Source organism: Actinosynnema sp. NPDC050436 (assembly GCF_040655415.1).
In the GTDB taxonomy this organism is placed as follows: Bacteria; Actinomycetota; Actinomycetes; order Mycobacteriales; family Pseudonocardiaceae; genus Actinosynnema.
Map to the genome: position 1 here is coordinate 19,559 of NZ_JBFAJV010000013.1, position 18,509 is coordinate 38,067.

16 protein-coding genes are annotated in these 18,509 nt (G+C 74.6%); 8 read left to right on the top strand and 8 right to left on the bottom strand.

Annotated elements, in window-relative coordinates; genetic code table 11:
• The first annotated feature begins 17 nt into the window (after nt 1–17).
• The gene (gene glgP / locus AB0I60_RS27655) at nt 18–2,588 is read left to right on the top strand and encodes an alpha-glucan family phosphorylase (protein ID WP_360734600.1); all 2,571 of its coding nucleotides are present in this window, start codon (nt 18–20) and stop codon (nt 2,586–2,588) included.
• A gap of 152 nt (nt 2,589–2,740) precedes the next feature.
• Here the strand turns inward: glgP and AB0I60_RS27660 are convergent, their stop codons facing one another.
• From AB0I60_RS27660 to glgX, 4 genes are all read right to left on the bottom strand, one after another.
• Nucleotides 2,741–3,856 (bottom strand): hypothetical protein, encoded by a 1,116-nt coding sequence (locus AB0I60_RS27660; RefSeq protein WP_360734603.1) that lies wholly within the window; start codon nt 3,854–3,856, stop codon nt 2,741–2,743.
• Nucleotides 3,857–3,992: 136 nt separating this feature from the next.
• Nucleotides 3,993–4,379: a rhodanese-like domain-containing protein gene (locus tag AB0I60_RS27665; protein ID WP_360734605.1), complete on the bottom strand. Its 387-nt coding sequence runs from the start codon at nt 4,377–4,379 to the stop codon at nt 3,993–3,995.
• Nucleotides 4,376–4,954 (bottom strand): cysteine dioxygenase family protein, encoded by a 579-nt coding sequence (locus tag AB0I60_RS27670; RefSeq protein WP_360734607.1) that lies wholly within the window; start codon nt 4,952–4,954, stop codon nt 4,376–4,378. Before AB0I60_RS27670 ends, AB0I60_RS27665 begins: the two co-directional genes overlap by 4 nt.
• Nucleotides 4,955–5,223: 269 nt before the next feature.
• Complete coding sequence (glgX, locus tag AB0I60_RS27675) at nt 5,224–7,350, bottom strand: glycogen debranching protein GlgX (protein ID WP_360734610.1); 2,127 nt, start codon at nt 7,348–7,350, stop codon at nt 5,224–5,226.
• Nucleotides 7,351–7,492: 142 nt separating this feature from the next.
• Here glgX and AB0I60_RS27680 point away from each other — a divergent pair, with 142 nt between their 5' ends.
• From AB0I60_RS27680 to AB0I60_RS27695, 4 genes are read left to right on the top strand one after another with little or no spacing between them, the layout of a single operon-like run.
• Nucleotides 7,493–8,269 (top strand): ABC transporter ATP-binding protein, encoded by a 777-nt coding sequence (locus AB0I60_RS27680; RefSeq protein ID WP_360735026.1) that lies wholly within the window; start codon nt 7,493–7,495, stop codon nt 8,267–8,269.
• Nucleotides 8,270–8,306: 37 nt separating this feature from the next.
• Nucleotides 8,307–9,086, top strand: coding sequence for an enoyl-CoA hydratase-related protein (locus tag AB0I60_RS27685; RefSeq protein ID WP_360734613.1), 780 nt, complete (start codon nt 8,307–8,309; stop codon nt 9,084–9,086).
• Nucleotides 9,076–10,083 carry a class I SAM-dependent methyltransferase gene (locus AB0I60_RS27690; protein ID WP_360734616.1) on the top strand — a complete coding sequence of 336 codons (1,008 nt, stop codon included), beginning with the start codon at nt 9,076–9,078 and terminating at the stop codon, nt 10,081–10,083. Before AB0I60_RS27685 ends, AB0I60_RS27690 begins: the two co-directional genes overlap by 11 nt.
• Nucleotides 10,084–11,238, top strand: coding sequence for a class I SAM-dependent methyltransferase (locus tag AB0I60_RS27695; RefSeq protein ID WP_360734619.1), 1,155 nt, complete (start codon nt 10,084–10,086; stop codon nt 11,236–11,238).
• On the opposite strand, the gene AB0I60_RS27700 is transcribed toward AB0I60_RS27695, so the two are convergent.
• The gene (locus tag AB0I60_RS27700; protein WP_360734622.1) at nt 11,212–12,159 is read right to left on the bottom strand and encodes a nucleoside hydrolase; all 948 of its coding nucleotides are present in this window, start codon (nt 12,157–12,159) and stop codon (nt 11,212–11,214) included. The genes AB0I60_RS27695 and AB0I60_RS27700 overlap by 27 nt on opposite strands.
• 85 nt (nt 12,160–12,244) lie before the next feature.
• On the opposite strand from AB0I60_RS27700, the gene AB0I60_RS27705 reads away from it, so the two are divergent.
• Nucleotides 12,245–12,991 carry an acyltransferase gene (locus tag AB0I60_RS27705; RefSeq protein ID WP_360734625.1) on the top strand — a complete coding sequence of 249 codons (747 nt, stop codon included), beginning with the start codon at nt 12,245–12,247 and terminating at the stop codon, nt 12,989–12,991.
• 46 nt (nt 12,992–13,037) lie between these two features.
• Here AB0I60_RS27705 and AB0I60_RS27710 read toward each other — a convergent pair whose 3' ends face one another.
• The 3 genes from AB0I60_RS27710 to AB0I60_RS27720 all read right to left on the bottom strand — a co-directional run bounded on the left by AB0I60_RS27710 (nt 13,038) and on the right by AB0I60_RS27720 (nt 16,619).
• Nucleotides 13,038–14,285 (bottom strand): glycosyltransferase family 4 protein, encoded by a 1,248-nt coding sequence (locus tag AB0I60_RS27710; RefSeq protein WP_360734628.1) that lies wholly within the window; start codon nt 14,283–14,285, stop codon nt 13,038–13,040.
• Nucleotides 14,286–14,409: 124 nt separating this feature from the next.
• On the bottom strand, nt 14,410–15,876 hold the full coding sequence (locus tag AB0I60_RS27715; protein ID WP_360734632.1) for a glycoside hydrolase family 57 protein: 1,467 nt from the start codon (nt 15,874–15,876) through the stop codon (nt 14,410–14,412).
• The gene (locus AB0I60_RS27720; protein ID WP_360734635.1) at nt 15,873–16,619 is read right to left on the bottom strand and encodes a class I SAM-dependent methyltransferase; all 747 of its coding nucleotides are present in this window, start codon (nt 16,617–16,619) and stop codon (nt 15,873–15,875) included. Before AB0I60_RS27720 ends, AB0I60_RS27715 begins: the two co-directional genes overlap by 4 nt.
• Before the next feature lie 315 nt (nt 16,620–16,934).
• On the opposite strand from AB0I60_RS27720, the gene AB0I60_RS27725 reads away from it, so the two are divergent.
• Nucleotides 16,935–17,924: a hypothetical protein gene (locus AB0I60_RS27725; RefSeq protein ID WP_360734638.1), complete on the top strand. Its 990-nt coding sequence runs from the start codon at nt 16,935–16,937 to the stop codon at nt 17,922–17,924.
• Complete coding sequence (locus AB0I60_RS27730) at nt 17,924–18,505, top strand: hypothetical protein (protein ID WP_360734641.1); 582 nt, start codon at nt 17,924–17,926, stop codon at nt 18,503–18,505. The genes AB0I60_RS27725 and AB0I60_RS27730 overlap by 1 nt, the downstream gene beginning before the upstream one ends.
• Nucleotides 18,506–18,509 lie beyond the last annotated feature (4 nt).

The following is an 18,509-nucleotide window of genomic DNA, read 5'->3' on the forward strand; positions in this document are numbered from 1 at the left end:
GGATAAGGTCCGACGCCATGCGAGCACTCCGCCGGTTCACCGTCCGAGCCAGCCTGCCCGAGCCGCTGTCCGCACTGGGCACGCTCGCCACGAACCTGCGCTGGACGTGGCACCAGCCGACCCAGGACCTGTTCGCCTCGATCGACCCCGCGCGCTGGTCGGACAGCGGCGACCCGCTGCGCCTGCTGTCCACGGTCGACCCGGAGCGGCTGGACGCGCTGTCCCGCGACGAGCAGTTCCTCGCGCACACCCGCGCGCTCGCCGACGACCTCACCCGCTACACCACCGGCCCGCGCTGGTTCCAGCGCCGCCAGGACGAGGTGCAGCAGCGGCGTGAGCACGGCAACTTCGAGCTGAGCCCGCTGCCCTCGGCGATCGCCTACTTCTCCATGGAGTTCGGCGTCACCGAGGCGCTGCCCAACTACTCCGGCGGCCTCGGCGTGCTCGCCGGCGACCACCTCAAGGCCGCCTCCGACCTGGGCGTGCCGCTGATCGCGGTGGGCCTGCTCTACCGGTCGGGCTACTTCCGGCAGGCGCTGTCCCTGGACGGGTGGCAGATCGAGCACTACCCGGTGCTGGACCCGCGCGGCCTGCCGCTGGAGCTGCTCACCGAGCCGTCCGGCGCACCCATCCTGGTGCACGTGGCGATGCCCGGCGACCGGGTGCTGCGCGCCAAGGTCTGGAAGGCGCAGGTGGGCCGCATCCCGCTGCTGCTGCTGGACTCCGACGTCGAGGAGAACGACGAGGACCTGCGCGGCGTCACCGACCGGCTCTACGGCGGCGACCAGGACCACCGCATCCGGCAGGAGATCCTGGCGGGCGTGGGCGGCGTGCGGGCGGTGCGCACGTTCTGCGAGCTGACCGGGCACCCGGCGCCGGAGGTGTTCCACACCAACGAGGGCCACGCGGGCTTCCTCGGCCTGGAGCGCATCCGCGAGCTGGTGACCGGCGCGGGGCTGGACTTCGACCAGGCGCTGGCCGCCGTGCGCGCGGGCACCGTGTTCACCACCCACACCCCCGTCCCGGCGGGCATCGACCGGTTCCCGGTGGACCTCGTGCAGCACTACTTCGGCTCCGAGGCGCTGCTGCCCGGCGTGAGCACGCAGCGCGTCCTGGCGCTGGGCGCGGAGGAGAACCCCGGCCTGTTCAACATGGCGCACATGGGCCTGCGGCTCGCGCAGCGCGCCAACGGCGTGTCCAAGCTGCACGGCGAGGTCAGCCGGGACATGTTCCGGGGCATGTGGCCGGGCTTCGACGTCACCGAGGTGCCGATCGGCTCGGTCACCAACGGCGTGCACGGCCCGACCTGGGCGGCCACCGAGATGAGCAGGCTGCTCGGCGAGTCCGACGACGCGGGCGTCGGCCTGCGCGGGTTCGAGCCGGTCACCGACCAGCGGCTCTGGGAGCTGCGCAACGACCTGCGCGGCAAGCTCGTGCAGGAGGTGCGCCGGCGGACCCGGCTGTCCTGGCTCCAGCGCGGCGCGTCCGCCCTGGAACTGGGCTGGACGGACTCGGTGTTCGACCCCGACGTGCTGACCGTCGGCTTCGCCCGCCGGGTGCCGACCTACAAGCGGCTCACCCTGATGCTGCGCGACCCGGAGCGGCTGCGCGCCCTGCTGCTGCACCCGCAGCGGCCGGTGCAGCTCGTCGTGGCCGGCAAGTCGCACCCGGCCGACGACGGCGGCAAGGCGCTGATCCAGCAGATCGTGCGGTACGCGGACGACGCGGGCGTGCGGCACCGGATCGTGTTCCTGCCCGACTACGACATGTCCATGGCCCGCTACCTGTACTGGGGCTGCGACGTGTGGCTGAACAACCCGATGCGCCCGCTGGAGGCGTGCGGCACGTCCGGCATGAAGTCGGCGCTCAACGGCGGGCTCAACCTGTCCATCAGGGACGGGTGGTGGGACGAGCTGTACGACGGCAGCAACGGCTGGGCGATCCCGACCGCCGACGGCGTCACCGACCCCACCCGCCGCGACGACCTGGAGGCCGCCGCCCTCTACGACCTGCTCGGCAGCCAGGTCGCGCCGCTGTTCTACGACCGCTCCGACACCGGCGTGCCGACCCGCTGGCTGGCCATGGTCCGGCACACGCTGGCCTCGCTCGGCCCGGCCGTGCAGGCGTCGCGGATGGTCCGGGAGTACGTGGAGAACCTCTACGCGCCCGCCGCGTCCTCGGCGGGCGCCGTGGTCGGCGACGGCTACCGGGGCGCGAAGGAGCTGGCCGCCTACCGGCAGCGCCTGCGCGCGTCGTGGACGCGGGTGCGCGTGCTCGACTCGGAGATGACGCTGAACGGCTCGGCGGTGCCGTCGCTGGGCACGCCGGTCGGGGTGCGGGCGCGGATCGAGCCGGCCGGCCTGGAACCGTCCGAGGTGGACGTGCAGGTGGTGCTGGGCAAGGTCGGCGACTCGGACGAGCTGTACGACGTCGTCACGCACGTGATGCAGTACTCGGGCAACGGCAACTACGACATCGAGGTCCCCCTGCCGCACGCCGGCGCGGTCGGCTACACGGTCCGCGTCCTGCCCCGCCACGACCTGCTGGCCTCACCGGCCGAACTGGGCCGCGTGGTCCTGGCCGGCTAGTCCCGGACACAGGCGGCCGACGTGCCGCTCGCCGGTGAGCAGGCCCGCAAGGGGCCCGTCCGGCGAGCGGCTTCCCCGGGCGATCCGGCCCGCGAACAACCGGCCCGCACTGCGCGTCCCCGAAGGCACGGCGGGGCACCGGGCGGAGCGGGTCAGCGGACGTCGAGGCGGGCGCTGGTCTCGGCGACCCTGGGCATCCAGCCGGCGAGTTCGGTCGCCTCGGCCAGGGTGCGGCGGGCTGCCGCGTTGTCGCCGGCGGCCATCTGCGCGCGGGCGATGGTGGCCAGCGCGTCGGCCCGCCCGAGTGCGCTCTCGCTGCTGCGCTTGGCCTGCCCGGCCAGCTCGATGGCCAGGTCGGTGTCCTGCTCCAGCAGCGCGAGCTGGGCCAGCGTCGCGGTGCACCGGTAGCGGGGGTAGCCGAGCTGCACGGCGCCCTCCGACGCCCGCCGCGCCGCGCCCATGCCGACCTCCAGCGGCAGTTGCCCGGCCTCCATCGCGTTGGCCGTGGAGCTGGCCATCTCGGCCATGACGAACGCCATGTCGCGCTGGTCCAGGTCGGTCCGCCCGACCAGCGTGCCGACCAGGTGCAGCGCGTCGGCGTACCGGGTGCGCATGGTCAGCACCGCCACCTGCGAGCCGATCGCGGCCAGCAGCGTCGGGTGCGCCTCGACCAGCCGCCCGGCGATCTCCTCGGCGCGGTCCAGGTCGCCGGCGGACAGCGCGTCGGACACCTCGTTGACCATCGGCGTCGCCTCCATCTCGGCGACCACCCGGCCGGTCAGGAACGGCAGCCGGAACAGGAACCAGCCCGGCGACGTCGTGCCGGCCCCGCGCCGGGGCACCAGGCCGTGCAGCACGACGGCGGTCGCCGCCACCGCGAACCCCGTGCCGAACGCCGTGGCCGGCGGGAACGCCCAGCAGGCGGCCACCACGAGCGCGGTCAGCAGGACGGAGACCAGCGAAGTCAGCCACAGCCGGCGGCGGACCGGCGCGCGCACCGACGTGAGCCCGACCGACATCACCACCGGGACGGTGCGCAGCACGACGCGGCGGCGCGGCGTGGTCCAGGTGCGCAGCTCACCGCCGACCCCGACGACCACCAGCGAGACCCGGACCTGCCACAGCAGCGCGCCGAGCAGCAGGCCGACCTGGAGCAGCGCCAGGGCGGCCAGCGCACCGCAGGTCGCCCCGGCGAGGCTCTCCGCCCAGAACCCGGGCTCCCACACGACCAGTCCGATGACGACCAGCGCCGTCAGCACGATCCACACAAAACCCCAGACGCTACCCGCCGGCGGGAGGTTCCCGGCGGGGTGCCGCCCCGGCAGGCGTCCCGGACCGGGCCCTGCCCCCGATCCGGGAAACCTGCCGGAGCGACACCCCTCGACGCGGCCGGCGCCGCGCGGGTCAGACGACCGCCGGGGTGGCGCCCTCGCGGATCGGCAGGCCGGCCTCGGCGTACGCGCGGAACCCGCCGATCAGGTCCGTGGCGTTGGGCAGCCCGACCTGCTGCAGGTCGCGGGCGGCGAGGCTGGACGCGTAGCCCTCGTTGCACAGCACGACCACGGTCGTCTCCGCACCGAACCCCGGTATCCGGTACTCGCCGGTCGGGTCCAGCCGCCACTCCAGCACGATCCGCTCGACCGGCACCGAGCCGGGGACCTCGCCCTCGGCCAGCCGGTTGTGGTGCGGCCGGATGTCGACCACCAGCACGTCGGACAAGCCGGCCAGCTCGTGCGGCGCCACCCGGCGCAGCCCGGCCCGCGCCCGCGCCAGCACCGCCTCCGCGCTCACGGCCCCTCCTGGTCGGCCAGCTCGCGCAGCCGGTCCAGCGGCAGTCGCTGGGCGGGCAGCGGCGGGATGTCGGCCGGGATGTCGGCGAGGCTCGGGTACTCGCGGGTCGGCACCAGCGGCGGGGAGTAGGCGTGCACGCTGGACGCGCCCACCCGACCCCTGTTCGTCACCTGGTGCGCCCGCCCGGCCCCGAACCCGATCGACGACCCGACCCCGCGCACGGTCGAGCGGACCGGTCCGCCCGGGTAGCGGTAGTCCTCGGACAGCTCGCCGGTGAGCACGGTGAACGACCCGGCCGCGCCGCCGTGGTCGTGCGGTTCGGTGCCCTGGCCGGGCAGCCAGGACAGCAGCCACAGCTCCACGCCCTCGGTGAGGCCGAGCCGGGCCCACCAGCGCTGCCCGGCGTCGAAGTCGAGGACGGACAGCAGCGGCGTGGTCAGCTCGCCGGCCACGTAGGAGGTCAGTTCGCGGAGTTCGCGGGGCGTCCACAGCTCCCGCGAGGGGTGCAGCAGGTCGCGGAACAGCGGGAGGTCGAGGGTCGGGTGCACGTCGGCGCGTGCGAGTGCGGAGGTCAAAGGTCGCTCCTGATGGCTACGGGGCGTACGGGGTAGCGATCAAGACGCGGCGCGGGCCGGTCGGCTCACCGGGGCGGGGCACCCGCCCGTGGGGTCAGCGCGAGCCGCCGCGCCGCGTCCGGCTACACCCGCACGACGCCACCAGGAGGAGGTCGATCGTGCGGTCGCACCACGTGAGCAACTGACGGGCCACGCCTGCATGGTGCCACGCCGGCGCAGGGCCCCGCATGGGCTCCCACCAGCCAGGATTGTGTCGGACCCCGAGGTGGTCAGCGTGCTGCGCGCCCCGTCTCGGGCACGCGCAGCAACAGCAGCGACCGCGCGCCCAGCTCCAGCGGCGCACCCGGCTCCAGCGCGCCCGGACGCGCCGGCGACCCGTCCCGCGTGGTCGAGTCGATCACCGGTTCGTACCGCTCGCCGTACTCCACGCCGGGCAGCGCGACCGTGACCGGGTCCGCGCCGGCGTGCAGCAGCAACAGCCACGAGTCGTCCGACACCAGCTCGCCGTCGCGGCTGCGCGACAGCGAGGTGGAGCCGTCGATCCACATGCCGAGGAACCGGCGGCCCTCGTCGAACCAGTCGGTCTCGGCCATCTCCTCGCCGTCCGCCCGGAACCACACCAGGTCCGGTGCGCCGGAGGGGGTGGTGCGGCCGTCGAAGAACTCGGGCTGCCGCAGCGCCGGGCTGGTCGCGCGCAGCCCGATCACCCGGCGGGCGAACGCGAGCATCGACTCGCCCTCGGGGGTCGCGTCCCAGTCGACCCACGACGTCCCGTCGTCCAGGCAGTAGGCGTTGTTGTTGCCGCCCTGGGTGCGCCACAGCTCGTCGCCGGCGGTCAGCATCGGCGTGCCGGTGGACAGCAGCAGCGTGGCCAGCAGGTTGCGGGCCTGGCGGGCGCGCAGCGCGAGCACCTCGGGGTCGTCGGTCTCCCCTTCGGCGCCGCAGTTCCAGGACCGGTTGTCGTTGGTGCCGTCCCGGTTGTCCTCGCCGTTGGCCTCGTTGTGCTTCTCGTTGTACGACACCAGGTCGCGCAGCGTGAACCCGTCGTGCGCGGTGACGAAGTTGATCGACTGCCACGGCCGGCGCAGGTCGTCGGCGTACAGGTCGGACGAGCCGGACAGCCGGTAGGCGAGGTCGCGCACGCCGGTCTGGCCGCGCCAGAAGTCCCGCACGGTGTCCCGGTAGCGCCCGTTCCACTCGGCCCACTGCACGCCGAAGTCGCCCACCCGGTAGCCGTCGCCGGTGGCGTCCCACGGTTCGGCGATCAGCTTGCACCGGGACAGCACCGGGTCCGAGGTGATCGCGGTGAGCAGCGCCGACGCCCGGTCGAACCGGCCGCCGCCGGGCCGGCCGAGCGTGGAGGCCAGGTCGAACCTGAAGCCGTCCACGCCCAGCTCGGTGGTCCAGTACCGCAGCGAGTCGGTGACCAGCCGCACCACCTGCGGCGACCCGGCCTCCAGGGTGTTGCCGCAGCCGGTGATGTCGAGCGTGCCGCCGCCCTCGATGTGCAGGTAGTAGCCGGGCGCGTCGAAGCCCCGGTAGGACAGCGTCGGGCCGTCCGGGCCGCCCTCGCAGGTGTGGTTGTAGACCACGTCGAGCAGCACCTCGATGCCGGCTGCGTGCAGCGCGGCCACCATGGTCCGGAACTCCTCGACCTCCCGGCCCGGTTCGGCGGCGTAGCCGGGGTGCGGCGCGAAGTAGCTCAGCGGCGAGTAGCCCCAGTAGTTGTGCCTGCCCTCGCGGACCAGCGCCGGTTCGTCCAGGAACGCCTGCACCGGCAGCAGCTCGACGGACGTGACGCCCAGCCGGACCAGGTGCTCGACCACCGCCGGGTGCGCCAGGCCGAGGTAGGTGCCGCGCAGGTGCTCGGGCACGTCGGGGTGCCGCCGGGTGAACCCGCGCACGTGCAGCTCGTAGATCACCGCCTCCTCGAACGGCACCTCGGGCTTGACCCCGGTGTCCGAGCCGCCCGGCGAGGCCACCACGGACAGCGGCACCGCGCCCAGCGAGTCGACCGGTGACGGCGGGCCCAGCATCGGGTCGTCGACGTACCCCAGGGCCGCGTCCGGCGAGGTGACCGTGCCGGTGATCTGCCGCGCGTAGGGGTCGAGCAGGAGCTTGGCCGGGTTGCAGCGCAGCCCGCGCGACGGGTCGTAGGGGCCGTGCACCCGGTAGCCGTAGCGCTGGCCGGGTGTGATGCCGGCCACGGTGCCGTGCCAGACGCCGAACGTGCGCTCGGTCAGCTCCACGCGCCGTTCCACGCCGTCGTCGCTGATCAGGCACACCTCGACGGCGGTGGCGGGCGGTACGGACACCGCGAAGCGGACGCCGCCCGCCTCGGGGTGGGCACCGAGCGGGAACGGCCGACCTGCGAGCGGGGACGAGTCGAGGGCCATGGCCCGATCTTCCCAGCATCCGGCCCCGGAGTGGGGACGACGGCCCTGCCGCCCCCGCGCGTCGGGCATTGCACGAGAATGGGCGCGGCGAGGCATCGACGGGGCGAGGGCAGGCGTGGAAAACGAAGATCTGGTCATCCACATGCAGGGTGTTTCGGTTCGACGGGGCAGGACCACGCTGGTCGGGGACGTCGACTGGGCCGTGGAGCTGGACGAGCGCTGGGTGGTGCTCGGTCCCAACGGCGCGGGCAAGACGACGCTGCTGCGGCTGGCCGCAGCGGAGCTGCACCCGACCAGGGGCGTCCTGCACCTGCTGGGCGAGCGCATCGGCCGGACCGACGTGTTCGAGCTGCGCCCGCGCATCGGGCTGTGCTCGGCGGCCATCGGCACGCGCATCCCGGCCGAGGAGAAGGTGCTCGACCTCGTGGTCAGCGCCGGCTACGCGGTGCTGGGCCGGTGGCGCGAGGAGTACGACCGGCTCGACACCGGCCGGGCGCGGCAGCTCCTCGGCCAGTTCGGCATCGAGCACCTGGCCGACCGCACGTACGGCACGCTGTCCGAGGGCGAGCGCAAGCGCACGCTGATCGCCCGCGCGCTGATGACCGACCCCGAGGTGCTGCTGCTCGACGAGCCGGCGGCGGGGCTCGACCTGGGCGGGCGCGAGGACCTGGTGGCCCGGCTCTCGGAGCTGGCGCTCGACCCGGACGCGCCGGCGACCGTGCTGGTCACCCACCACGTGGAGGAGATCCCACCGGGCTTCACGCACGTGCTGCTGCTGCGCGACGGCGGGATCGTGGCGCAGGGCCTGCTAGACGACGTGCTCACCGAGGAGAACCTGTCCAAGACCTTCGACCAGTCCTTGGAGCTCCAGCGGGCGGGCGACCGGTACTTCGCGCGCCGCAAAGCTACCCAGGGGTAACCTGCGAGGCGCTACCGACGGAGGTCGAGGAGGACCTGTGGGTGAGTTCGTGAAGCTCGAAGTCGAGGACGGGATCGGCGTCATCCGGCTGGACCGCCCGCCGATGAACGCGCTGAACCGGCAGGTCCAGGAGGAGATCCGGGCGGCGGCGCTGGAGGCGGCGCGGCGCGAGGACGTCTACTCGGTGATCGTCCACGGCGGACCCAAGGTGTTCGCGGCGGGCGCGGACATCAAGGAGATGGCCGAGCTGACCTACGCCGAGATGGCGGCGCGCGCCGGGTCGTTCCAGTCCGCGCTGCGCTCGGTCGAGGAGATCCCGAAGCCGACCGTCGCCGCGATCACCGGCTACGCGCTGGGCGGCGGCTTCGAGCTGGCGCTGTGCGCGGACCGGCGGATCGCGGGCGACAACGCCAAGGTCGGCCAGCCGGAGGTGCTGCTGGGCGTCATCCCCGGCATGGGCGGCACGCAGCGGCTGCCCCGGCTGATCGGGCCGTCCCGCGCGAAGGACCTGATCTACACCGGTCGGTTCGTCGGCGCCGAGGAAGCGCTGCGGATCGGCATGGTGGACGAGGTCGTCGCGCCGGACGACGTGTTCGCCGCCGCCAAGCGCTGGGCCGGCCAGTTCGTGAACGGCCCGGTGCGCGCCTACGCGGCGGCCAAGGCCGCGATCGACGGCGGCCTGGACACCGACCTGGGCAACGGCCTGAAGCTGGAGAGCCAGCTCTTCGCGGCGATGTTCGCCACCGAGGACCAGAAGGCGGGCATGGCCTCGTTCATCGAGCACGGCCCCGGAAAGGCGAAGTTCAGTGGTCGCTGACCCCGAGGTCCCGGCGGACCCCACCCCCTCGGCGGGCGGCCCCCGGGTCGACCCGAAGCCGAACCCGCACGCCACGGCGGAGGAGGTGCGCGCCGCCTACTCCGACCCCAAGCTCGCCAACGTGCTCTACCACGACTGGGAAGCCGGCACGTACGACGAGAAGTGGTCGATCTCCTACGACGAGCGCTGCATCACCTACGCCACCGACCGGTTCCGCGCGGTGTCCGGCGGCGTCGGCCCCTACGGCCACGCGCTGGAACTGGGCTGCGGCACCGGTTTCTTCCTGCTGAACCTGATGCAGGGCGGGGTCGTCCAGCGCGGCTCGGTCACCGACCTGTCGCCGGGCATGGTCGAGGTCGCCCTGCGCAACGCCGAGGACCTCGGCCTGCCGGTGGACGGCCGGGTGGCCGACGCGGAGCGCATCCCGTACGACGACGACACGTTCGACCTGGTCATCGGGCACGCCGTGCTGCACCACATCCCGGACGTGGCGGCGGCGATGCGCGAGGTGCAGCGGGTGCTCAAGCCCGGTGGGCGGTTCGTGTTCGCGGGCGACCCGACCGACATCGGCAACTTCTACGCCCGCAAGCTCGGCCAGTTGACGTGGTGGCTGACCACCACCGTGACCAGGTTCGCGCCGCTGAACGACTGGCGGCGCCCGCAGGAGGAGCTGGACGAGTCCTCGCGCGCCGCCGCGCTGGAAGCCGTGGTGGACCTGCACACCTTCGACCCGGCCGACCTGGAGCGCACCGCGCGGGGCGCGGGCGCGACCGAGGTGCGGGCGGTGACCGAGGAGCTGTCGGCGGCCCTGTTCGGCTGGCCGGTGCGCACCTTCGAGGCGGCCGTGCCGAGGGGGAAGCTGGGCCTGGGCTGGGCGATGTTCGCCTACCGGACCTGGCAGCGGCTGTCCTGGGTGGACGAGAACGTGCTGTCGAAGGTGCTGCCGCGCGAGGTGTTCTACAACGTCTCCGTGACGGGCCGCAAGCCGGTCGCCTGAGTGGGGTACGCGTTCAGCCTCGACGACGTGGCGTACCTGCGTTCCGACGCGGGGTGCGCCGCGTTGTCGGCGTTGGCGGAGCTGCCGCTGACCCCGGCGTCCCGCCTGACCGACGTGCAGCGGGCCCGTCGGGTCGCGCCGGAGCACTTCGCGGCCGTGCTGGAAACCTTGCTGCTGCGGCGCAAAGCACCGTCCAAGGTGGACTTCACCGACGGGCTGTACACCGACGACGCGTTGCAGCAGGCCACCCCCCGGCCGGTCGCGGAGCACCGGGCGCGGCGCTTCGGCGGCCGGCCGGTGCACGACGTCACCTGCTCGGTCGGCGCGGACCTGGCCGCGCTGCCGCCCGGCTCGGTCGGCTCGGACCTGGACCCGGTGCGGCTGGCCATGGCCCGGCACAACCTGGGCGACGCGGTGCCGCTGCTGCGCGCGGACGCGCTGCACCCGGTCTCCCGCGACACCCCCGTGGTCGCCGACCCGGCCCGCCGGGACGCGGCCGGCCGGCGCACCTGGCGGCCCGGGGACTTCGCGCCGCCGCTGGACGCCCTCGCCGCCGCCTACGCGGGCCGGGACCTGGCCGTGAAGTGCGCGCCCGGCGCGGACTTCGCGGTCGCGCCGTGGGCGGACGAGGTCGAGCTCGTCTCGCTCGACGGCCAGGTCCGCGAGGCGTGCCTGTGGACGCGCGGCCTGGCCACGCCGGGCGTCACCCGCCGGGCGTCCGTGCTGACCTCGGACGGGCCGGGCTGGACGATCACCGACGCCGAGCCCGACGACTGCCCGGTCACCCCGCCCGCGCGCTGGCTGGTCGACCCGGACGGCGCGGTGGTGCGGGCCGGCCTGGTGCGGCACTACGCCGCCCGCCACGGCCTGGCCCAGCTCGACGAGCGCATCGCCTACCTGACCGGTCCGACGCCGCCGCCGGGCGTGCGCGCGTTCCGGGTGGTCGAGCACGGCCACTACAGCGAGAAGGCGCTGCGCGGCGTGCTGCGCGCGCACGACGTCGGCCGGCTGGAGATCCTGGTGCGCGGCCTGGACGTCGACCCGAACGCGCTGCGCCGCAGGCTCAAGCCCGCCGGCGGCGCGGAGGCCACGGTCGTGCTGACCAGGATCGGCCGCACCCCGACCTACCTACTCGCGCACGCCGAGCGCACGTAGCCGGTCCAGGACGAAGCCGCGCAGGCCGTCCAGGTCGGTGTCCACGGCGACGTCCACCCCGTCGCGGTGGGCGTGCTCCAGCCGCTCGTCGACCAGCAGCGCGCCCCGGCCGGGCCCGAACGAGCACTCCACGTCCACCGGGAACCGCCGCGCCTCCAGGATGCCCGGCCGCACCGCCTCGGCGACCGCGACCGCGTCGTGCAGCGCCATCCCGTCCCAGCCGAGGAACTTCCGGTAGGTGGCCAGGTAGTCCGGCGTCAGGCCGACCAGCTTCGCGCCGACCGGCGAGGCCGCGCCCAGCTCGTCCAGCCACGCCGCGCTCACCGCGCAGCGCCGGGTGAGGTCCATCGGCACCAGCGTGACCGGCACCTCCGCGCCCACCAGCACCCGGCGGGCCGCCTCCGGGTCGCACCACAGGTTGAACTCGGCGGCGGCCGTCACGTTCCCGCCCCGGACGCCGCCGCCCATCACGACCAGGCGCGCGATCCGGTCCCGCAGGCCGGGGTGCGCGGCGAGCAGCAGCGCGATGTTGGTCAGCGGCCCGATCGGCACGATCGTCACCGGCTCGTCGGCGGCGGTCAGCAGGTCCCGCAGCAGGGTCACCGCGTCGCGCTCGTCGGGACCCCGGGTCGGTTCGGGCAGCGTGTCGGCGAACCCGGACAGGCCGTCCGAGCCGTGCGCCCGCGACACGTGCGGCTGGGCGTGCACGAGCGGTCGCGCCGCGCCCGCCGCGACCGGCACGTCCTCCCGGCCGAGCAGGGCCAGCACGCGCAGCGCGTTGCGGGTGGTCAGCTCGTGCGACACGTTGCCGAACACCGTGGTCACGCCGATCAGGTCGACCTCGGGGCTGGCCGCCGCGAGGGCCAGCGCGAACGCGTCGTCCACGCCCGGGTCGGTGTCGATGATGAGGGGGGTCGTCACGTGCGCCCATCCTGCCCGACAGCGGCCGGAGGACCCCGTGGACCGACCGGCGGCGGTCCTCCGGGTGCCGGCTAGAGTGCCCCGCGTGACGAGCATGTGGGGTGCGCCCGTGTGGACCAGGTGGGGCAGTGCGCGGCGCGACCCGGCCCAGGCGAGGTTCCTCACCCTGGCGTCGCTGAGGTGGGTCCTGCGGCACCGCGCGTACACGCCGTGGTACCTGGTCCGGTACTGGCGGCTGCTGCGGTTCCGGCTGGCCAACCCGCACGTCGTGCTGCGCGGCATGGTGTTCCTCGGCAAGAAGGTCGAGCTGCACTGCCGCCCCGGCTACGGCCGGCTGGAGATCGGCCGCTGGGTGCACATCGGCGACGGCAACGCCATCCGCTGCCACGAGGGGTCGCTGCGGATCGGCGACAAGGCGGTGTTCGGCAAGGACAACACCGTCAACTGCTACCTGGACGTCGAGATCGGCGCGGCCACCCTCGTCGCCGACTGGGTGTACATCTGCGACTTCGACCACGTGACGGCGGACGTCGCGCTGCCGATCAAGGACCAGGGCATCGTCAAGTCGCCGGTCCGGATCGGGCCGGACTGCTGGCTGGGCACGAAGGTCACCGTCACCCGGGGAACGAGGGTGGGGCGCGGGTGCGTGCTGGGCGCGCACGCGGTGGTTCGCGGCGACGTGCCGGACTACAAGATCGCGGTCGGCATCCCGGCGCGGGTGGTGAAGGACCGGCGCGAGGACTACGAGGCGGACGCCGTGCGCCGCGCCGCCGTGGCGGACATGGCGCGCAAAGCCCGTGAGGCGCTGGAGAAGTCGCGGGAAGCCGACTGACGGCGGAGGTGCGCGGTCCGACTCGGCCGGGGCGGCGGTCGGGCGTTCAGAGGAAGGCGTTCCCGGTGGGGATCTTGGGGCGGCCCAGCGGCCCGTGCTCGCGGGTCGCCGCCGCCCGGTACACCTCCACGGTGTCCGAGGCGATGCGCGCCCAGGTGAAGTCGGTGGCCAGGCGGGCTTTCGCGGCCTTCGCCCGGCGCACGGCGGCGGGCCGGTCGTCCAGCACCGACCGCACGGCCCGCGCCAGGCCGTCCACGTCGCCCGGGGCGAACGACAGCCCGGTCACGCCGTCGAGCACGACCTCGCCCAGCCCGCCGGCGGTCGACGCGACCAGCGGCGTCCCGGCGGCTGCCGCCTCCAGCGCCACGATCCCGAACGGCTCGTAGCGGCTGGGCAGCACCACCGCGTCGGCCGAGGCGAGCACGGCCGCGAGCGCCCGGTCCGGCAGGTGCCCGACGAACTCGACCGACCGCAGCACCCGGTGCTTGCGGGCCTGCTCGACCAGCCAGTCGCGGTGCGTCCCGCCGCCGGCGACCAGCACCCGCGTACCCCGGTGCGCCCGCCGGATGCGGGGCAGCGCCGCGATCAGGTCCTGCACGCCCTTCTCCCACTCCAGCCGCCCGAAGAACAGCAGCAGCGGCCCGGTCGGGGCGTGCTCCGCGCGGGCCGCCGCCACGCCGGCCGGCGGCACCCGCCACCGCCGGGGCTCGATCCCGTTGTGCAGCACGGTGATCCCGCCGGGGTCGACCTCGAACAGGTGCGCCACCTCGGTCCGCATCGCCGACGAGCAGGTGATCAGCGAGTCCGCCCGGTTGGCCAGCCACCACTCCACCGAGTGCACCTGCTGGTTGAGCGTCTGGGACAGCCAGCCGCTGTGCCGGCCGGCCTCGGTCGCGTGCACGGTCGCCACCAGCGGCACGCCGGCGGCCTCGGCCAGCGCGATCGCGGGGTGCGTGACGAGCCAGTCGTGCGCGTGCACGACGTCCGGCCGCCACCCGCGCAGCAGCGCCAGCCCGGCGCGGGTCATCGCGTGGCCCATGGCCAGCGTCCACGCCACGAGGTCGCGCTCGAACACCAGGTGCGCCGGGTCCTCGGCGACGCGGACCAGCCGCACGCCCTCGGCCGGCGAGTCCGACGTCGGGTGGGTGAGGGCGTCCGACCCGGCGGGCTGGCGGCACAGCACGACGACGTCGTGCCCCTGCCCGGCCAGCTCCGTCGCCAGGGCGTGCACGTGCCGGCCCAGCCCGCCCACCACGACCGGTGGGTACTCCCACGACAACATCAGCACGCGCATGTCGCATCCTCGCATCCCGTGGACGTCCCCGGTCGCACCGAGGGGGCCACCCGGCGGGTCGGCGACCCCGGTGCCCCGGACCCGGTGGAGCACCGCCGCGACGGTCCTGCGCCCGGCGGGTGCATCAGGCCAGCCCCCGTGCGTCGAGGTGGCCGAACGGCCCGTCCACGGCGCGCAGCTCGGCCGCCCGCGCCTGCCCGCGCCCCCGGCGGAGCAGGGCGGCCAGCTCGGCGAACCGGTCCGCGTGGACCTTTGCGCGGTAGCGGGCGTAGTCGGCGGCCGAGTCCTTGGTGACCATGAACGCCCAGTCGCTGGACAGCGCCAGCAGCGCCTCGCGCACGGCCTGGTCGGCGACCGGGTCGCGGGTGCGGCCGGCGAGGTCGAGCGCGAGCAGCTCGCGCTGCACGCCCGCGTTGAGGTCCACCACGTCGGCGACCTGCGGGCCGTTCCACACGTGCCAGTCCTTGCCCGCGCCCCACGACGACGGCGGGATCTCCACGGGTGCGCCGACGTGCCCGGCCTCGACCGCGCCGCGCAGCGTCGTCACGCGCACGCCCGCCTCGGGCAGCGCCCGCAGCACGGCCTCAAGCCACGCCGGGCCCTCGTGCCACCAGTGCCCGTACAGCTCGGTGTCGTACGCGGCGACGACCAGCGACGGCCTGCCGTGCCGTTCGCGCAGCGCCCGCAGCCGCCGCACCACGACGTCCACGAAGTCCGCCGCGTCGCGCCGCACGGCCGAGGCGGCGTCCTCCGGCGAGTACGGCGCCTTGTCCTCCGGCGCGACCCGCACGCCGGTCACCCGCGACGGCTTGAGCCCGCTGGGGTGGTCGTAGGTGTGGAAGTCCCGGTACGCCGGGTCTCCGGGGTAGCCGACCTTCGGCGACCACACCCGGTAGGACACCTCCAGGTCGCGCCCGAAGCACAGCACGTCCGAGGACCCCACCGGGCGCGCGGCGGCCGTGTCCCCGTGCAGGGACGGGCCGTCGACCAGGAACCGCCGCACGCCCGCCGCCGCGTACCCGTCCTCCATGCCCGGCGCGTACGCGCACTCCGGCGCCCAGATGCCCTCCGGCGCGGACCCGAGCCGCAGCCGGGTGTCGTCCAGGCCGGTGCGCAGGGAGAACGCCCGCAGCGCCGGGTCCAGCAGCGGTTGGAACGGGTGCGCCGCCGGGCCGCCCAGCAGCTCCACCACCCGGCTGTCCACGAGTCCCCGCAGGACGGGGGAGAACCCGTGCCGCCAGCGGGTCTCGAACGTCTCCAACGCCCACCGGGACGCCCGGTGCTCGCGTGCCGACAGGTCCGGCAGCCGGCGGGCGGCGCCGTGCGCGCGCAACTGCCAGTCGCCCAGCCAGGCGTGCACGCCGCGCAGGCAGTAGGGGTCGTCGAGCTGGGCGGCGAGCACGGGCGTCACGCCCAGCGTCAGCACGTCCTCGCGGCCCTCGGCGGCGAACCGCTCCAGGAGGTCCACCACCGGCAGGTACGAGTGCGCCCACGCCTGGTAGAGCCACTCCTCGCCGACCGGCCAGGCCCCGTGGTGCGCCAGCCACGGCAGGTGGCTGTGCAGCACCAGGCAGAACGTCCCCTCGGTCATGGCCGGACCGCCACCGCGACCAGGTCCAGGCTCGCGTCCAGGTCGTCGGCGGTGATCTCGAAGTCCTCGCTGCGCACGCCCGCGACGGCGGCCAGCAGGTCGTCCGGCCACGGCCGCCCGGCCACCGCCACGGCTACCTGGGCGTCGATCAGCGAGCCGCCGAAGCGGGCGTCGAGCGCGCGCAGCGCGGGGCCGTGCCGCAGCCCGGCCAGCAGCTCGACCCGCAGCCCCGCGCCGGTCAGCAGCCCGGCCAGCTCGTCGGCGTCCAGCTCCCTGGTGTGGAAGGGGTTGAGCGGCGTGTCGCGGCCGGGGGAGAAGGTGATCCGGTTGGGCGTGGTCACGATCAGCCGCCCGCCGGGGCGCAGCACCCGCGCGCACTCGGCCAGGAAGCCCTCCTGGTCCCACAGGTGCTCGATCACCTGGAGGTTGGCCACCACGTCCACGCTCGCGGCGGCCAGCGGCAGCGCGGCCAGGTTCCCGCGCACGACGGCGAGTTCCGGGTACGCGCGGGCGGCGTGCGCGGCGGTGGTGGCGTCGTAGTCCAGCGCGACGACGCGGGCGGCGTGCCGGGCGATTAGGGCGGCCCCGTAGCCCTCGCCGCACCCGGCCTCGAGCACGACCGCGCCGGCGCAGTGGCCGACCAGGTCGAGGTACGCGGCCTCGTGGCGGCGGAACCAGTAGTTCTCGGCGGGGATACCGGGCACGGTGCGCTCGCCGGTGAGGGGCAGCGGCTCGACGGTCACCGGGCCAGCGTAGTCGCTCGTTACTCGCCGGTAGGCAGCGCCCGGCCCATCAGGTGTCACTGTTTCGTGTGAACTTGCCGGTATCGATTACGGGAAGTCGGCGCGCGACCGATTGTTCGTCGGCCGGGCCGTGACGCGAAAATGACACCATCGGGTGACCTCCGGCTGTGCAGTGTTGATCTCTTATTCCGCTGTTTGCCCTGCGAGGAGGCTTGCTGTCGGGCGTCGCGCCGGAGCCGGCGGAGCCCGTTCCACGGTGGTTGGCCACTCTAATGGTCGGTATCCTCGGTCAATCTTCAAACGAGTGGGGCGGCCATGGGTGCCAAAGAGCCGGAGATTGTTCCGCTGCACGCGGGTTTCGACGTCGTCTACCGCGGTTTCCACCGCCGACAGGTGATCGAGCACATCGAGAACCTGGAGGAACAGCTCCGGTACACCAGCGTGGACCGCGCCGAGGCGCTCGCCCAGGCGGCCGACCTGCGCAAGCTGCTGGAGATGACCCGGGGCGACCTGGAGGAGACCCGGGCGCGCGTCGAGCGGCTGGAGATGTCGCCCGCCACGACGGCGGGCGCGACCGAGCGCCTGCACCGGATGCTGCTGCTGGCCGAGGACGAGTCGGCCGAGCTGCGCCTGCGCGCCGAGCGCGAGGTGGACGCGCTGCGCAAGCGCACCGAGGTGGAGCTGGCCGAGCTGCGCCGCGAGGCCGAGGCCGAGCTGTCCGCGCTGCGCGCCGCCGAGGAGCAGCACGCCCGCGAGCTGCGCGAAGCCGCCGCCCGCAGGGCCGCCGAGCTGGACCAGCGCGAGGTCGAGCTGGAGCGCCGCCGCGCCGACACCGAGGCCCACCTCGCCGACCGCACCCGGCACGTCGAGGCCGAGTGCGCCGCCGCGATGGCGCAGGCCCAGGACGACGCGGACCACCTGCTGCGCGAGACCGCCGGGCAGTGCAACCGCCTGGAGTCCGAGTCCGAGGACCGGCGCACCAAGGCGCACAACTACTTCGAGCTGACCATGACCCGCCGGCGCAACGAGGCCGCCCAGCACTTCGCCGAGCAGGAGGAGCTGGCGCGGGCGCGCGCCGCGTTCGTGATCAAGGTGGCCGGGCGGGAGGCCCAGCGCCGGATCGCCGAGATCCACCAGCGGGCGGACGAGCTGCGCGAGCTGCGCCGCGTCGTGGCCGCCCAGCTCGGTGCGGCCCGCGCCGCCCTCGACGCGGCGGCGGACCGGGTGCCGGGCCTGATCCCGGAGCAGACCGCCGCCCAGACGGCGCCGGAGCAGACCGCCGACGGGGAGCGGGTGGGTGCCTGATGGCCCGGAAGCCCCCGGTGCTGCCCCTGCTCGTCGGGCTCCTCCTGGTGCCCACCGCGCTCACCGCGTTCGGCTTCTCGGTGTACGGCGACGAGATCACCGGCGCGATGCCGTTCCCGTCCTCCCCGGTGCCCGGCCACGTCGTGACGCACCCGACCCGGTCACCGGTCCCGATCCGGCCCACCGCGGTGCCCGACGCCGCGCCGGAGCCCGCGCCGCCGACGCCCGAGCTGGTCCGGCGGGACCTGGCGAGCCTGTTCGCCGGCAACGGGGTCAAGGGCATCACGTTCGCCCCCGGCGGCACCGAGTTCGCCGGGCGCGGCGAAGCCGTGCAGCACGGGGTGGGGACCCTGCTGGGCGCGGCGACCGGTGCGGTCGTGATGCTCGTCGCGCACGCGTGGAGCGGCGAGACCGCCAGTCACCGCTGCGACCTGCTGGCCCTGCGGCGCGCGGAACTGGTGCGCGCGTTCCTGGTCGCGCGCGGGGTCCCGGAAGAGGCCATCAGCACGCGGGTCGTGGTCGACCCGGACTGGGGCCCGCCGTCCGACGGCGGACCGCAGGTCGACGTGCTCGTCGGGTAGGAGC

What these genes read in the sequence shown, in the direction of transcription:
- AB0I60_RS27730 (WP_360734641.1), top strand. Translation starts at nt 17,924, where the DNA reads ATGGCCCGGAAGCCCCCGGTGCTGCCCCTGCTCGTCGGGCTCCTCCTG.
- AB0I60_RS27715 (WP_360734632.1), bottom strand. Translation starts at nt 15,876, where the DNA reads ATGACCGAGGGGACGTTCTGCCTGGTGCTGCACAGCCACCTGCCGTGG.
- AB0I60_RS27680 (WP_360735026.1), top strand. Translation starts at nt 7,493, where the DNA reads ATGCAGGGTGTTTCGGTTCGACGGGGCAGGACCACGCTGGTCGGGGAC.
- glgP (WP_360734600.1), top strand. Translation starts at nt 18, where the DNA reads ATGCGAGCACTCCGCCGGTTCACCGTCCGAGCCAGCCTGCCCGAGCCG.
- AB0I60_RS27710 (WP_360734628.1), bottom strand. Translation starts at nt 14,285, where the DNA reads ATGCGCGTGCTGATGTTGTCGTGGGAGTACCCACCGGTCGTGGTGGGC.
- AB0I60_RS27725 (WP_360734638.1), top strand. Translation starts at nt 16,935, where the DNA reads ATGGGTGCCAAAGAGCCGGAGATTGTTCCGCTGCACGCGGGTTTCGAC.
- glgX (WP_360734610.1), bottom strand. Translation starts at nt 7,350, where the DNA reads ATGGCCCTCGACTCGTCCCCGCTCGCAGGTCGGCCGTTCCCGCTCGGT.